A 15,798-nucleotide genomic window follows, 5' to 3' on the forward strand; every position below is an offset into this window, starting at 1 on the left:
GCTGGCTACCTCGGCGCTTTACCGGCGAAATGAGGAACAGCCGCGACGGCAATCAAAATTCCACCCCAGATCGCCAGCGTGAGGAATTGGCTGAGGTTCAGAAGGTTAAATGCCGAGGAGATCACCTGAAGGATGACCAGCGCAAGCAATAGCCCGCCGACTTTTCCGAAGCCACCAAACGGATCGATGCCGCCGAGGACGGCCGCGAGAATGGTGACCAGCAGATAGCTCTCGCCGTATGCCGCGTTAGCCGAATTGAAGCGTGCCAACATAACCACCGCTGCGACCCCCGCGAGCAGGCTGGAAAACACATAGAGTTTGAGGAGGACGGCGCGGGTATTGACGCCGGAGTAGCGGGTCGCCTTCTCGTTCGAGCCGATCATGTAAACCTTTGCCCCGAACGGCGTCGCGTTCAGCATGAGCGCGACGGGCAGGGCGCAGAACGCAAGTACAATCAGAGCAAAGGGAACGCCGAAAACGGTTCCATTGCCGATAAACACAATGGGCTCCGGAAATCCGGAGATGACGTTACCGTGCGACAGGCCGATCGCGATGCCCTTGCAGAGCGTCATCGTGCCGAGCGTGGCCAGGATCGGCGACACGCCGAGATAGGCGATGACAAAACCATTGAGGAGGCCCACCAATGCGGCCACTGCAAATCCTGCAGCGATCGCCAGCACCTGAATGCCGACCCACGCAAGGCCTTGGCTCCCCGGGATGTAGCGCGTCAGCAGGAAGGCGATGGTCAGTCCGGACAGATTGGCGGTCGCGATGATGGAAAGGTTGAGTCCGCCGGATAGCAAGGCCAGCATCATCGCAAGTGACAGGATGCCGAGTTCTGGCATCTGGAAAGCCATAGATTGCAGCGTGTTGACTGAGAAGAATCGGTCACCGATCGCGATAGCGAACACCACCCAGAGCGCGAGCAACAGCAGGACGAGTGTGGCGACCGTGCCGCTGCCGGCGAGGCCGACCATACGCTGGCGAAGTGAGAAGGCGGGCGCGTTGCTCATCGGAGCGCGCTCCGGGTTCGCCGCTCTCGCTGCGACCAAGCGGTCGTTGAGACCGAAATGAGAATAACCAGACCGACGAAGAACGGCGACCAGTATGACGAAACGCCTAGCAAAACGATTCCATTTTGGAGGACCGCGAGAAGTGTCAGGCCCAAAAACGTGCCGAGGACGGTACCGACTCCGCCCATCAGGCTGGCGCCGCCCAGCACGACGGCGGCGACCACATCGAGTTCCTTGCCGACCAGCACTGTCGGGGCAACAGACTGCGCGAGTTGTGCTTGGATCAGGGAGGCGATTCCGGCCATGACACCCATGTAGCAATAGACGAGTATGTTGAGGCCGAAAATGTGGAAGCCGAGCCGCTGCGCGGCATCGGCATTGCCTCCCATCGCATAGATTTGCCGGCCGATATTGGTTCGGTTAAGCAGGAGCCAGGTGACGAGAAACGCCAGCGCGAGCGCGAGGATCTGCAGGTTGACGCCGTACGAGCTATCCTTGCCCCATTCGAACTCGAACCAGAATATTCCGCTCGCAAACCAGTCGGGCAACGAATAAATGTACTTACCGCCGGTGAAGAAGATCAGAAGTCCATAGAAAATGTTCAGCGTTGCGACCGAGACGATGATCGACGGTATTCGAAGTTTCTGGATGAAGATCGCGTTGAGGGCGCCGAGCGCACCGCCAATCCCGATCGCGATGGCGAAGACGCTGATCCAGTTCGCGCCGTAAGCATTGGCAAGCGAGAGTGTGACATATTGCGCCACCGATGCCGTCGCGGTGAATGAGATGTCGATTCCGCCGGCGATCAACACGACCAGCAGTCCCAGCGCCAGGATGCCGACGAATGCGTAGGAGGTCAGCAGGTCGAACAAATTCTGCATGGTCAGGAATTGGACATTCGCGAAGCCCAAGCTGGCGCAGAGCCCGAGGATTACTATCAGCAGCCAGAACTCATGGCTGCGACGAAACCTGCCGAATGATGCAATGCGCGATTCAGGCATTGACGGCCTGCCGAAGCGCATCTTCGGAAGTGGCTGCGGCAGCCACGTCGGTTGTCAAACGGCCTTCCCGCATCACCAGCACGCGATGACTATGATAGAGGACCTCGGGGATTTCGTCTGATATCATTAGGACCGCGACGCCGTCGTTGGCCAACCGCCGGATGATTTCATAAATTCCGTCCTTGGCGCTAATGTCGACGCCTACCGTGGGACTATCGAGGATAAGCACCCGCGGGCTGGTCGCCATCCACTTGGCGAGCACGACCCGCTGCTGATTGCCCCCGGAGAGGGTCTTCACCGCATTGGCCGGATTAGAGACCTTGATCCCGAGTTCAGCAACCCACCGAGCAACATGGCTCTGTCGCGCGCGTGCCGCAATCAGGCCGAATGCGCCAGCCAGACGTTCCAGCACCGTGAGCGTGACGTTCGCCGTGACGGACTGATTCAGGATGAGACCAAGCGTAAGCCTATCTTCGGATACATAGGCGATCCCTCGATTGATCGCTTCTGCATTTGTGCGGAGCGCAATCGGCCGCCCGTCAAGCACGATGGTGCCGCGATCGGGCGGCTTCATGCCGAACAGCGACAGCGCGAGTTCGGTTCGACCCGAGCCGAGCAGACCGGTGAGACCAACCACTTCCCCTGCGCGCAACTGCAAGCTTACATCCTCATACTCACCCTCGCGGCCCAGACTCTTAACTTCCAGCACGACGGGGCCAGCGGCAAGCTCAGGCGCCTGTACCTGGTACTCAAAGGACTTGCCGGTCATCAGGTGGCTGAGTTTCCGCCCGTCGATTGTGTCTGCAGCAAAAGTACCGACTTTGGCGCCATCCCGCAGGACCGTTACGCGTTCTGCGATTTCAAGTACCTCGTCGAGACGGTGGCTGACGAAAACGACGCAGATGCCAGCACGCTTTAGCTCGCTCACGAGCTCGATCAGGGCGTTCACCTCGTGCCGGGTCAACGATGCCGTCGGCTCATCCATAATCAGGAGTTTGGCATCCGCAGCCAAGGCCCGGCAGATCGCGACCAGCTGGCGTCCGGCAATGCTGAGCTCTGAGACCTTTGCGTCCGGGTCGAACTCAACGCCGATCTTTGCCATTGTGGCCTTCGCGGTGGCGCGCATTGAGGCCCAGTTGACCGAATGGAGACCGCCAAGATGGTGCGCCATCGCGATATTCTCGGCGACGGTGAGGTTGGGGAATAGCGAAAGATCTTGGTAGATGACTTGAATGCCGCAATGCGTGGAGTAGACCGGATTTAGTTTGGGATATTGCTTGCCGGAAATTACGATCCGGCCGCCAGGCTCCGCTGCCTCGACGCCCGAAATGATCTTGATCAGGGTGGACTTGCCGGAGCCGTTTTCACCGACCAGGCAATGCACCTCGCCGGCTTCCAGAGTGAGATCGACGTCCCGGAGCGCGTGCACGCCGCCGAAGCGCTTCGATATGCCGGACATCTCCAGGAAAGTCGCCAAAGGTTCGCCTGCAATGGACCGTTCGATCGTGTGATCACTCGAGTGGTACCGCATTCCCGACCGGAAGGGCCGGGAATGCAGCGCGATGAGGCGGCTGAACCGGTGTTCGCCTAGAGCCCTCCGGCGATCAGCCCGTCGACGGTTTCCTTGTTGATGCGCATGATCTTGTCCACCTTGATCTGCCTTCCTGCAACGTCGACGGCTGCCTTGCCAAGGCCGGGTATATCGACGCCATCCGTGATCGGTTTGCCATCGAGCACGAGTTTGGCCACCGCGACCATTGCGTAACCTGCATCGGTGGGATTCCACAGGAAACCTTCGCGGATCGTGTCATCTGCGATAAGCGACTTGGCCTGGCTCGGCAGCACGGTGCCGACTACGGCGATCTTCTTGCCAAGGCGTTGCTGACGCACAGCATTCCCGGCCCCGATCGGCCCGTTCGAACCGAAGCCGAGAATACCACGCAGATTCGGATAGGCCTTAATCACGTCGAGCGTCGTGCGTTGGCTGGTGTCGATCTCGTCGGCGCCGGGGAAGCGGTCGGCGACGAGCTTCATTTTCGGAAAATTCTTCTGCTGGTAGGCAATCGCGGCATCGGCCCATTTGTTGTGAAGCGGCGTCGTGAGAGTCCCGACATAGACCACATAATCACCTTCGCCGCCCATGTCCTTGGCGAGACGTTCCATCTGCACCTCGCCGAAGCGAACGGAGTCGATCAATTCCACATTCCAATCGCGGCCTTCCTGTTCCGGACCCTCATGCGTGATGACCTTGATTCCGGCGGCCTGGGCGCGCTTCAGCACGGGCTCGCAGACTTTTACATCAAGCGGCACCAAGCCGATCACGTTGACCTTCTTGGCAATCAGATCCTCAAGGAGCTTTACTTGCTGTGCCGGATCGACGTTCGCCGGGCCAACCATAGTGGCGTTAATACTGAAATCCTTCGCACCCTTCTGGATTCCCTTTTCAAGTGCGTTGAACCACGGAATTCCCGCGATCTTCACGACCGTGACCATTTCCTTCTGGGCTTGCGCAAAGGCAAGGCCCGGAAAACCTGCACCGGTCAATGCGGCCGTACCACCGATCAGCTTGAGCGTCTGGCGTCTGTCCATCGTTCCCTCCCAGGAAACTATCTTGGATTCCGCACCCTCGACATGACAGTCGCTGGGTGCGCAGTCGAGCCTGTTCTTGCTTGGGGGCAGAAAGTGTTGCCGTCCAACCGCAGGACCTTGAGGGAGATTAGAGACCGGCGCTCCAGAACGTGTCAAGCAAGTGGCGTGTTCGCCAGCCGTCATCGCAGTGCGATACCTGATCTCACCTTCTTCGAGCTGCTGAGTGAGGAGCTGCGAGCGATCGACGTTCCTACAGCCATCATCTTCAGCGAAGGAGCGCCACGCCACCCCGCCGGAAGAGCAAATAGTCCCAGCTTCTGGCTTCAAGATCTAACTTCTGCAAGCGGGCTTCGTTCGGTTTTCGCATAGCGCTTCACACTTTCCCCTGAGTGTCATTTTTCTCGTCAGGCGCGTGGGTGCGACCGTGAAAGGCCGGCCGTGACCGGCTTCGCCGTTGCACAATCCCTTGCCGGCCACGAACATCCGACTGTCATTGTTACGTTTTCTGCTTCCCGCAATCGTCATCGTTCGGCCGTGCGTTCACATCGTGTCTCGCGCCCGAGCGTCCGCCCTCGGCTTGTCAGCATCGCGGGTCGCGTGCCATCCTAGCTCGGCACGCGCACGGGAAGGTCAATTCCCGGCATGGCAACGCGCCGCGCTAACGTGGAACAGAAACGCTCAGGGAGAAATGACATGGTGTGGACGCTTCGTCTGGCGGCGCTGGCTTGTGCCGGCTTGCTGCTGTCGTCGGTCAGTGCTCTGGCAGGTCCCAAGGTGGTCTCCGGCCCCGGCGCCGACCCCGCCTGCTTCAAGCCATGGTCGTCCGGGACCAAATTTTTTCAGTGGCCCAAGAAAGCAGGGCCCTACAGGATCGCGCTGGTCAACGGTTTCGTCGGCAACACCTGGCGCATCCAGATGGTGAAGACTGCCAAGGCTTTCGCCAATCAGCCGGGTATCAAGGAGAATATCAAGGAGTTCAAGGTCGTTTCCACCGGGACCGATGTGGCAGCGCAACTCGGCGCGATGGAGGACTTCATCAACCAAGGCTTCGACGCAATTGTCACCATTGCGGTCGCGCCCGACGGTTTTGATCGCATCATCCGCCTTGCCGACAAAAACAACGTCGTGGTGGTACCGTTCGACAACGTCCTCGACACCGACAAGGTGATGATGGTCAACGAGGACCAGAAGGAAATGGGCCGCATGTCGGCCAAATGGCTGATCGACGAGAGCGGCAAGAAATCTGGCGACATCCTCGAAGTGCGCGGCCTGCCGGGAAACTCTGTCGACCGCGACCGTCATCTCGGCTTCCGCGAGGTCATGGAATCGCCAGGCAACAGCTTCAAAATCACCGAGGTGGTTGGCAATTGGGACACCGGCACCTCGCAGAAGGTGACTGCGGATGCGCTGGCTGTGCATGGGCATTTCGACGGAGTATTCACCCAAGGCGGATCCGACGGCACCGTGCAGGCGCTGATGGCTGCCAAGCATCCCTTTGTGCCGATGTCGGGCGAGGGCGAAAATGAGTACCGCAAGCAGATCGCCGATCACGCTAAGGACGGACTGAAAGGCATGTCCTACGGCCAGTCGCCGGCGCTGGTGGCGATCGCGACCAAGGCGGCGATCTCGGCGCTGCAGGGCAATGCCATGCCGCAGCTGATTTCGATTCCGATTCCAGTAGCGACCTACAAGGATCTCGAGCCAGGCACGAATTACTGGCCTGAGCTCAATGCCAACTTCTTTGCGCCGAACCAGTTCACACCGTGCGGCGTCAACTTCACTGCGCCGGAGATCATGTCGCAGAGCGAGAAGAACAGCCAGTGACGGCTCCAGCGATGTATCTGCCACAGCCCGGCTTTCGCCGGGCCGTCGTTGCGTGAAGGCCCGGCCATGCCGGCTGCCAACCCGACGCAATCCGCCTTCCTGGAGCTTGCCGGCATCTCGAAGCGCTATGCCGGCGTTCGCGCGTTGGAAAGGGTCGATTTCGCCTGCGAGCGCGGCAAGATCCACGCCGTGCTGGGCGAGAACGGCGCCGGCAAATCGACCCTGATCAAGATCATTGCCGGCGTGGTGCAGCCCGACAGCGGCCGCATGCACCTCGCGGGAAGCGAGGTCAGCTTCGCCACGCCGTCGGCGGCGAATGCGGCCGGTGTCGTCTGCATCTTCCAGGAGCTATCGCTGATGCCCGACCTCTCGGTCGCGGACAACATCTCCATTGCATCCCCGCCGCGGCGGTTCGGCCTGATCGATGCGAAGGCCCAGCGCCGCCGCGCCGAAGAGCTTTTGGCCGAAATTGGTTGTGAGGATATCAATCCCCTGAGGCACGTGCGCGATCTGCCCCTATCGAGGCGCCAGGTGGTCGAGATCGCCAAGGCGCTCGGCAAGCGGCCGCAGTTGCTGATCCTCGACGAGGCGACATCGGCACTGACGAGCGCCGATGTGGAGAAGGTTTATGCGGTGCTGGCACGGCTCAGGGCCGAAGGCGTCGCAATTCTGTACATCTCGCACCGCATGCACGAGGTCGAAGCGCTCGCCGACCGCGCCTCCGTGTTTCGCAATGGCCGCCATATCGAGACCTTCGACATGGGGGTGCGCTCTACCGCCGAAATTGTCCAGCTCATGATCGGGCGTGACATCGCGGCCCAGTACCCGGCCAAGCCGGCACGCAAAGCTGCGAAGCTGATGCTGGCGGTCGAGACTCTGTCCTGGGAAAAGCATCTCGACCGCATCTCGCTGAGCGTCGGTGCCGGCGAGATCGTAGGCCTGGGCGGCCTCGATGGTCAGGGCCAGAAGTCGCTGCTGCTCGCTCTGTTCGGCGTTTTGCGCGGCGTCACCGGTCGCCTCTCGGTGGCCAACCGCGAGGTGCGTCCCGGCTCCCCAGCGGCGGCAAAATCGGTCGGCATCGCGCTCGTGCCTGAGGACCGCAAGACCGAGGGACTGATGTTGCCGATGTCGATCGCGGACAATCTTGCGATCGCTTCGCTCGACGCCCTCTCCACTGGCCCATTTATCGATGCCGGCAAGGCACGCACGGCAATCCAGCGCGCCATCGCGCGGCTGCAGATCAAGTTGAGCGCAGCGAGTGATGCCGTCTCGACGCTGTCGGGCGGCAACCAGCAGAAGGTGGTGCTCGCCAAATGGCTAATGACCGATCCGCGCATCATCCTGCTGAACGATCCCACACGGGGCATCGACGTTGGCACCAAGCAGGAGCTGTATCGGCTGATGCGCGAACTCGCCGACCAAAGCGCCGCGATCCTGTTCTACTCGACGGACTATGACGAGCTGATCGGCTGCTGCGACCGGGTCGTCATCATGTATGACGGCCGCATCGTGCGCGAGCTCGAGGGCGACGACCTCACCGAGACCAATATCGTCGCGAGTTCCCTGAATATCGACACCGATTCCGCAGCGGGGGCCGCGCATGCTTGACGATTTCGCGATCAGGATCCGCCAGAACATCGGTCTTCTCACCGCCATCCTGTTATTCTGCGCCCTGTACATTTTCTACAACGCCGCGCACCCCCGGGGTTTCTCCTCCGCCGTGCTGGTGCAGAATGGCGACGAAATCTTTGCGCTCGCCATGCTGGCGATGGCGCAGACCGTGCCAGTCTTGATGTCGGGTCTTGATCTCTCCGTTGGCGCGGTCATGACCATGGTCGGCTGCTTTGCGAGCTACCTGCTGACCGGCGCGGCAGGTGGTGCGCCGCTGCATCTCGACATGTTTGGCGTGCATCTCAGCCTCGGCACCTTTCCGGGCGGCGTGAGTGGCATTTTGCTTGGGATCGCCGTGTGCCTTGCGATCGGCACGGCTGCCGGCCTTATCAACGGCTGCGTCGTCGTCTATGGGCGCATCCAACCGATCATCGCGACGCTTGCGACGGGCGCGGTCTATATTGGCATCGCGCTGTTCCTGCGTCCGACCCCGGGCGGCAAGATCGATGAGGATCTGAACTGGGCGCTGACTAATTCACTCGGCGATTTCGCATCCACCGTGCACATCTTCGACGACGGCGCAGCTCCCTGGTTTGGGCCGCTCGCCTGGATCCCGGTGGCCTTTGTGCTTCTCGTTCTCATTCCGCTCCTGGTGTGGGTGCCGTTCCGCCGCTCCCTTCTTGGCCGAGCCGTCTATGCCATCGGCTCGGCCGAGGGCGCGGCTTATATGTCCGGCCTTCCGATCGAGCGCGCCAAGATTGCCGCCTTCACGCTCGCGGGGTTCTTCGCCGGCTGCGGCGGTCTCTTCCTCGCCATCCAGACTTCGTCAGGGAATGCCGACATTCCGCAGGCCGGCGCCTATACGCTCAACTCCATCGCCTCCGTAGTGATCGGCGGCACTTCGCTGCTCGGCGGGACGGGCAGTGCGATCGGGTCGATCTTCGGCGCCATGGTCTTGCGCGTGATTTCCTTCTTCTTCCGTATCTTCGACATTGCGCCTCTTTTGCAGCCGCTATTCGAGGGCGTGATCCTGCTCGCCGCCGTCAGCATCGGCGCGTTGGGTGTGCTGCGCGTCAGGAACACGCTGGAGCTGTTTCGATGACGACGGCCTCACTCGGCCTCTCACGGGACGATCGACCGATCCTGATTGCGGCGCTGTTCATCCTCGTCATCCTCGTCGCCGGCACGGTTTACACGTTCGCCCGTTTCGGCAGCGCCCCCCTGTTGTCGCCAGCCTATCTGCTGCAGCAGTTGCAGATCGGTGCGTTCCTTGGCATCGTCTCGGCGGGCATGATGATCGTAATTCTGATCGCGCAAATTGATCTATCGGTTCCATGGACGCTGGCCGCCGCCGCCATGATGGCGACCTCGGTCGGCGGTTCCTTCGCCATTCCGGTCGGGCTCGGGATCGGCATTCTGGTCGGGCTCGTCAACGGCGTCGGGGTCGCGTATCTGCGGGTCCCCTCAATGATCTTCACGCTGGGCGTGAATGCCGTGATGCGCGGCCTGATGGTTGCGCATACCGGCGGTTACGCGCCGCAGACCGCAGCGACCGACCTGATGCGGATGCTAGCGGGAGATCGCACGCTCGGCATTCCGAACGCACTGTTCGTCTGGGCCGCGGTGTCCGTGCTGGTGGTCGTCATCCTGCAGCGCATGGCGCTCGGTCGCTACATATACGCCATCGGCAACAAGGAGGCGGCAGCCTATCTCGCCGGCGTCAATACGCGTCGTGTCACGGTGGTCTGCTTCGTCCTTTGCGGCCTCGCTGCCGCGCTCGCCGGCGTGCTGCTCGCCGGCTATTCCACCAAGGCTTATCAGAGCATGGGCGATGCTTATCTGCTGCCTTCGATCGCGGCGGTCGTGATCGGTGGCACCAACATCCTCGGTGGCCGCGGCCGCTATCTCGGCACGCTGATCGGCGTTGTCCTGATCGTGCTCCTGAACAGCGTACTGTCGATCATGGAGATGCCGGAGGCAGGCCGCCAGGTGATCTACGGCCTCGTCATCATCTTCATGCTGCTCGTCTACGGGCGCGGCGAGCGCGTCACGAGCTAGACGGCCGGGCTCACAAAGCCCCGCCTTGCTTTACGAATGGAAACCATCGCGAATGATCTGAAAAGTTTAGCAAAACGAACTTCCTTGCTCGGAGTCGTATCGGCGGTGACCACGTATTATGACCGACATGGAGTTCAGAGAGCAGCAAGTCCGGATCGCGCGCTATCGCTTCCTGGAGCGCGAGGTGACCGATCCATTGGCCATACGCCTGCTTCACGCCATCGTCGAGGAACTCGAATCCGATCTGCGGAGCGGCGGGAGGCCCGACGGGCCCCAAAAGCACCGGCAGAACGGTTGAGGATGGCGCCCCACGCCGCCACCAAGCGTTTTCCCTTTACACGACCGCGCGCGTATTGAGGAAGATCGAATACAGCGAGGTCTGTGCGCAAATGTAGAGGCGGTTCCGCTGCGGACCGCCGAAACAGACATTCGCCACGATCTCGCCGACGGGAATCGTGCCGATATGGGTCCCGTCGGCTGCGTAGCAGAACACACTCCGTCCCGCCGATGTCCAAACGTTGCCATGGATGTCGCAGCGAAACCCATCGTAGAGGCCGTCGGGGCAGGTGGAAAACAGCGAGGGCTCAGCGACCTTCTTTTCCTGCACGCTATATGACCAGATCGTCGCCGGCAGCCCATCGACGTGCGTCGCACCGGTATCGGCGACATAAAGCACCTTTTCATCCGGCGAGAACGCCAGTCCGTTCGGCTGCACCCGGTCCGAGACGACGAGGGTGATCTCGCCGCCCGCAGGATCGATCCGGTACACGTTCGAGGCGCCAATTTCAGATTTTGTCTGCTGGCCCTCGTAATCGCTATCGATGCCGTAGGTCGGATCCGAAAACCAGACCGAGCCGTCCGATTTCAGCACGACGTCGTTGGGCGAGTTCAGCCGACGCCCCTCGAACTGGTCGGCAAGCACGGTGATGGAGCCGTCGTGCTCGGTCCGGGTGACGCGGCGCATGAAGTGCTCGCAAGTGATTAGCCGCCCCTCCCGATCGGTCGTATTGCCGTTCGAGTTGAAGCTAGGCGAGCGAAACACGGACACCGATGAATCGGTCTCGTCGAAGCGCATCATCCGGTTGTTCGGAATGTCGGACCAGATCAAATAGCGGCCGGCTGGAAAGTAAGCGGGCCCCTCCGCCCAGCGGCAGCCGCTGGTGAGCTTTTCGAGATTGGCGTGGCCGAAGACCAGGCGTGCAAAGCGCGCATCGTGCGTGACATAGGGGAGCATCGTTCCTCCTTTTGCCGCAGGTCGTGAGGCCCCGCGTGCCAGTTTCCGCTATCCTTAACAGCCCGACGGCACGAGCGGAACAGCCCGAGGGGACGCATTCTTCGCGTTGACATGTGACGGCAAATACATACGCTGCGCGTCGCTGCCAAATGAGACCAGCGCGCGAGCGAGGCGCGGAGAAGGGAGAGCAAGCCATCATGGTTTCGCAATCAGCTTTGCCGCGCCGCTCACTTGGTCGGACCGGGCTCGAAGTCTCCATCCTCGGGTTCGGAACCGCACCGCTCGGCGATCTCTTTCTCAAGCTCGACGACCAGACTACGATTGCAGCCGCAAGCCGCGCCTTCGAACTCGGCATCAATCTGCTCGATACATCACCGCACTATGGCAATGGCCTGTCGGAGCATCGCTGCGGAACGGCGCTCAGGCGCGTGCCGCGCAAGGACGTGGTGCTTTGCACCAAGACGGGTCGCTGGATGGATCCGTTTCACCAGCCGGAGACTCGGTCCGGATTTATTGGCGGACAGCCGCACCGGGCCATCGTCGACTACTCCTATGATGGCACCATGCGCTCGGTCGAGCAGTCGCTCTTACGGCTTGGCACCGACCGGATCGACCTGCTGCTGATCCATGATGTCGATGTGTGGACCCACGGCAAGGACGCGATTAAGGACCGGTTTCGCGAGGCGATGTCCGGGGCCTATGTAGCGCTCGACAAACTTCGTTCCGAAGGCGTGGTCGCAGGCATCGGAATCGGCGTCAACGAGGCGGAGATATGCGTGCGCTTCGCGCAGGCCGGATCCTTCGAGGTGATGCTGCTCGCCGGGCGTTATTCGCTGCTGGAACAGCCGGCACTCGAGAAGTTCATGCCGCTGGCGCTGAAGCAGGGCATCGCCGTGCTGCTCGGCGGCGTATTCAATTCGGGGATTCTGGCGACGGGCGCCACTAAGGGAGCCAAGTACAATTACCAGGACGCGCCGCCGCAAATCCTTTCGAAGGTTATCGAAATCCAGCATATCTGCGCAGCTCATGGAGTCGCGCTGCCAACGGCCGCTCTACATTTCGCGCTCGGTCATCCCGCGGTCGCGAGCGTGGTGCTCGGGGCGCATAATGCTCAGGAGGTCGAGCGTAACGTTGCAGCGCTGAGCGCCACAGTGCCGTCCGCGCTCTGGAGCGATCTCAAAGCCGCGCGCCTGCTGGAATCGGAAGCGCCTGTTCCGACGTAGACCGGATGAATACGCTTGAATCGGTGCAAGCCGAGGACACGGATCATCTCTCTCCGCGCGGGGAGGTGCGCCGCGACGACCGGCCGTACTTGATCTCATCCAGTGGTTCGCCGCTACTGCCCGGCACCCGTCTCAAACGGCTGACGATATAGGGTTCGAGGAAGATGCCCACGATAACGAGCGGCGCGATCGCGGCCGTCGACAATGCGGTCATCGACCGCCAGTCGATGCTTGCGAGCCGGTCTGGCCCCCACCGTCACGAGCAGGGTCTTGGCATCCGTGCTCGTGAGTAGCGCGGCGAAGAAATATTCATTCCAGCACAGGATCAGCGAGAGGACAAAGGCGGCGACCATGCCGGAGACCGCAAGCGGAAGAATGATGCGCAGGAACGCGCTCCATGCCGATAGGCCATCAACATAGGCGGCTTCATCCAGCTCGACAGGAATCGCATTGAACTGGTCGCGCATGATCTAAATGACGATCGGCAGCACCGTCAACGTGGGCCGAAGGTGATGTCGACCAGAGCCGGGGCTCTGTTCAGCTGCGACATGAAGACGCCCTATGGAGCCCGATCTGCTCGCCGATCTGGTCTGTCAGCTTCTCCCAGGCCGTCGCGATGTTGTTCGCATCGGTCTGCGCGTCGACCTTGTCTAAGATGTTAGTCAGCTCTCGCGCCTTGCCGTTTGAACACGAGGTCCTCCCCATGTTTGACGCTGTTTAAGTCGAACCGTCTTCAAGGCAGTAGTTGGGCCGCAAGCGCGACGTGAGGCTTTGTCGCGTACGCCGACGGCGTCGGCTAGGCTGCATCGGGCGTGATGACGCCCTTCTTGAAGATGAAGCAGCCATAGAAGCGCCGTTCGCCGGTCTGGATCACGCAGTACGATTTCTTCGCAAGCTCATAGAAGGCGAATCGCTCGATCGACCCTAGCGGAAGCGCGCGTCTTTCCGCAGCGTCGATCTCCTTCTGCACTTCCACTTGAACGGTCGGAACTTCGTTGGGCTGGTCCACGATCTGCATACGCAAGGCGGGTTTGTCGACAAACGAATCTAGGGGCAGCACCGAGAGGATCGCGCGCGCAGCTCGAGGCGAGCTGACGTTGTCGATACGTAATAGCTTGCCGAGCACCGTCTGGCGGGCAACGGAGTCGGCCGGGAAATTTGCGTCACAGAGCACGAGATCGTCGCCATGCCCCATGGATCGCAGCGCGTAGAGGACATCCGCATTCAGAATGGGATCAATCGACTTCAGCATGACGCGCCTGTTATGTTCCTCCCATGCTAGTTAGATCAGCGACCGTTCGTCAATGCTCGGGTGTCTGCGCGATTTGGATTCGTACTTCGACAAAATTTCAGTTTGCGGGTTTGGAGGCGGCACCGTCGTGGGGCAGCCGGCTCGAAAGTTCGAGCGGGCCCAACTCGCACTGAAGCGGACCATCCCGTCGGGTGACGCTTGATTTGAGAATAGCTCCTTCTTCATACGCCTGGCGCAGTATCTCCCAAGCTGCTATTTCTGGTCGCACGGTGAGAAGCGGATACTCGAGGAGCGCCGGCGCGCTTGCCGGGGATCTCGCATCACCAGCCGCTGCGCGTCTTATTGCGAGGAGGAGCTGTTGAGCTTCGTTACTACCGCGGGACGAGGCGCCCGGTGGACGCCTTAGCGAATGCAAGCGCGTGCTCTCACTCGCTCCTAACCCGCAAGTTTCATCCGTGGGTGCCCCGATCGTCGATGGCGACGGACGTGGTGATTTCCGCTACATGACGGCGCAGGACTCGATCCGACGCTTGCCGAAAGACTCATTGTGGCAGCCGATTGTTCTGCCGTTCGTGCTCGCAGATCGAATTTCCGGAACATCGACGAGGTAGCGATCGGTCGCTATTGGACAGCGCCGCTACGGCCGCGCTACGCTGGACGCGGCTCTTGAAGAACCCACTGATATTGCCCGCCTCCGCCACCGAGTCCCAATCGGGAACAACGACGCACGTTATCCTGATCGGCAACTGTGGTGGTCCTTGAGACGGTCCGATCTGTCGCCGGCACGACTTGATCTAGGGTACCACTCGCGTCAAAAAAGTATCATGATTGGCCGCCAAATGTGGTGGCAGGCATCGACGTGGTCGCCTACCGTTACGATCAAACAAGAGCCGCGAGCAAGTCGGCCGGGTGGGAACGGGGTCGTTGCGGCGAGTGCATACGACTGGGAGGAAGGACATGGAGCCGGATCTCGAGTTGGTCCAGATAAGGCCCGGCGAGTCGTTTGCCGCCTGGTCTCACGGTTATCCATTCCGTACCGTACGATGGCATTTTCACCCGGAGTATGAACTGCACATGGTGGCAGCGACCTCCGGCCGCTACTTCGTTGGCGATTTCATTGGCAATTTCGCGCCCGGCAATCTAGTGCTGACTGGGCCCAACCTGCCGCACAATTGGGTCAGCGACATTCCACCGGGGACTAGCATTCCGCTGCGCTGCCGCATCATCCAGTTCAGCGAGGAGTTCATCGACGGCGCCATCAAAGCGCTACCTGAACTAGCGGCGCTGCAGCCGGTGCTGGAATCGTCCCGGCGCGGTGTGCTGTTCAGCGGCGAAACCAGTAAGGAGCTGTCGCCGTTGCTGGAGGAGACCATGCATGCCAACGGCGTGCGCCGCATCGAGTTGTTCATGCTGATCGCCGGCGTGTTGAGCCGCGCACGGGGCACCCGCATGCTGGCCAGTGCCAGCTATCTGCCCGATCCGTCCGGCTATATGTCCGTTGGCATCAACAAAGCGCTCGCCTATCTCCGCAAACATCTGACCAAGCCGTTCAGCGAGATGGATCTCGCCGAGATCGCAGGCCAGACCACAAGCGCCTTCTCGCGTGCGTTCCGCCAGCACACCGGAATGTCGCTGACGCAATATGTCAAGCGGCTGCGGATCAATCTTGCCTGCCAGATTCTGATGAGCGATGAGCAGGCTTCGATCGCAAGCATCTGCTACGAGATCGGCTACAACAACCTTTCGAATTTCAACCGACAATTCCTCGCCGAAAAGGGAATGACGCCATCAGAGTTTCGGCGGCTACTGTTTGAGAACATCAAAGCGCCCAAAGCTGCATGAGGGGGCTGTACAGGATGGCCGCGTAGCTGGAAGCGCGGGAGACAACGTATCATCGACAAACACGGCGCGAACCGGCTTCGACCGGTTCGGCGAAAGGAAGATTGTCGTGTTCAGCGATTGGCAAAAAGAGAGGGACGTCCGGTTCCCCGGC

At 60.9% G+C, this 15,798-nt stretch carries 13 protein-coding genes and 1 pseudogene; 7 read left to right on the forward strand and 7 right to left on the reverse strand.

Annotated features, from left to right (window positions below; all coding sequences use genetic code 11):
• Positions 1-5: 5 nt before the first annotated feature.
• The 4 genes from ABIB06_RS06665 to ABIB06_RS06680 form a co-directional block, all read right to left on the reverse strand.
• Entirely contained in the window at positions 6-1,013 is a 1,008-nt protein-coding gene (locus ABIB06_RS06665) for an ABC transporter permease (protein ID WP_247447679.1), read from the reverse strand.
• A complete protein-coding gene (locus ABIB06_RS06670) occupies positions 1,010-2,014 on the reverse strand; it encodes an ABC transporter permease (protein WP_247447678.1) in 1,005 nt (334 codons plus the stop codon). The genes ABIB06_RS06665 and ABIB06_RS06670 overlap by 4 nt, the downstream gene beginning before the upstream one ends.
• On the reverse strand, positions 2,007-3,491 hold the full coding sequence (locus ABIB06_RS06675; protein WP_247447677.1) for a sugar ABC transporter ATP-binding protein: 1,485 nt from the start codon (positions 3,489-3,491) through the stop codon (positions 2,007-2,009). The genes ABIB06_RS06670 and ABIB06_RS06675 overlap by 8 nt, the downstream gene beginning before the upstream one ends.
• Positions 3,492-3,601: 110 nt before the next feature.
• Positions 3,602-4,603 carry an autoinducer 2 ABC transporter substrate-binding protein gene (locus ABIB06_RS06680; protein ID WP_247447676.1) on the reverse strand — a complete coding sequence of 334 codons (1,002 nt, stop codon included), beginning with the start codon at positions 4,601-4,603 and terminating at the stop codon, positions 3,602-3,604.
• Positions 4,604-5,296: 693 nt separating this feature from the next.
• Here ABIB06_RS06680 and ABIB06_RS06685 point away from each other — a divergent pair.
• From ABIB06_RS06685 to ABIB06_RS06705, 5 genes are all read left to right on the forward strand, one after another.
• The gene (locus tag ABIB06_RS06685) at positions 5,297-6,427 is read left to right on the forward strand and encodes a sugar ABC transporter substrate-binding protein (protein ID WP_354045501.1); all 1,131 of its coding nucleotides are present in this window, start codon (positions 5,297-5,299) and stop codon (positions 6,425-6,427) included.
• 66 nt (positions 6,428-6,493) lie between these two features.
• The gene (locus ABIB06_RS06690) at positions 6,494-8,035 is read left to right on the forward strand and encodes a sugar ABC transporter ATP-binding protein (protein ID WP_354045499.1); all 1,542 of its coding nucleotides are present in this window, start codon (positions 6,494-6,496) and stop codon (positions 8,033-8,035) included.
• Positions 8,028-9,140 (forward strand): ABC transporter permease, encoded by a 1,113-nt coding sequence (locus ABIB06_RS06695; protein WP_354045498.1) that lies wholly within the window; start codon positions 8,028-8,030, stop codon positions 9,138-9,140. The genes ABIB06_RS06690 and ABIB06_RS06695 overlap by 8 nt, the downstream gene beginning before the upstream one ends.
• Positions 9,137-10,096, forward strand: coding sequence for an ABC transporter permease (locus ABIB06_RS06700; protein ID WP_354045496.1), 960 nt, complete (start codon positions 9,137-9,139; stop codon positions 10,094-10,096). Before ABIB06_RS06695 ends, ABIB06_RS06700 begins: the two co-directional genes overlap by 4 nt.
• Positions 10,097-10,214: 118 nt before the next feature.
• A complete protein-coding gene (locus ABIB06_RS06705; RefSeq protein ID WP_354045494.1) occupies positions 10,215-10,394 on the forward strand; it encodes a hypothetical protein in 180 nt (59 codons plus the stop codon).
• Positions 10,395-10,430: 36 nt separating this feature from the next.
• On the opposite strand, the gene ABIB06_RS06710 is transcribed toward ABIB06_RS06705, so the two are convergent.
• Positions 10,431-11,330 (reverse strand): SMP-30/gluconolactonase/LRE family protein, encoded by a 900-nt coding sequence (locus ABIB06_RS06710; protein ID WP_354045492.1) that lies wholly within the window; start codon positions 11,328-11,330, stop codon positions 10,431-10,433.
• A 197-nt stretch (positions 11,331-11,527) separates the two neighbouring features.
• On the opposite strand from ABIB06_RS06710, the gene ABIB06_RS06715 reads away from it, so the two are divergent.
• Entirely contained in the window at positions 11,528-12,553 is a 1,026-nt protein-coding gene (locus tag ABIB06_RS06715; RefSeq protein ID WP_354045490.1) for an aldo/keto reductase, read from the forward strand.
• 139 nt (positions 12,554-12,692) lie between these two features.
• Here the strand turns inward: ABIB06_RS06715 and ABIB06_RS06720 are convergent.
• Positions 12,693-13,053, reverse strand: a pseudogene (locus tag ABIB06_RS06720) (ABC transporter permease subunit); the annotation flags it as partial.
• 296 nt (positions 13,054-13,349) lie between these two features.
• Positions 13,350-13,805 (reverse strand): RbsD/FucU family protein, encoded by a 456-nt coding sequence (locus ABIB06_RS06725; RefSeq protein ID WP_354045488.1) that lies wholly within the window; start codon positions 13,803-13,805, stop codon positions 13,350-13,352.
• Between the two features lie 957 nt (positions 13,806-14,762).
• Between ABIB06_RS06725 and ABIB06_RS06730 the strand changes: the two genes are divergently transcribed.
• Positions 14,763-15,647 carry an AraC family transcriptional regulator gene (locus ABIB06_RS06730; protein WP_354045614.1) on the forward strand — a complete coding sequence of 295 codons (885 nt, stop codon included), beginning with the start codon at positions 14,763-14,765 and terminating at the stop codon, positions 15,645-15,647.
• Positions 15,648-15,798 lie beyond the last annotated feature (151 nt).

Source organism: Bradyrhizobium sp. LB8.2, from assembly GCF_040548035.1.
Taxonomy (GTDB): Bacteria; Pseudomonadota; Alphaproteobacteria; order Rhizobiales; family Xanthobacteraceae; genus Bradyrhizobium.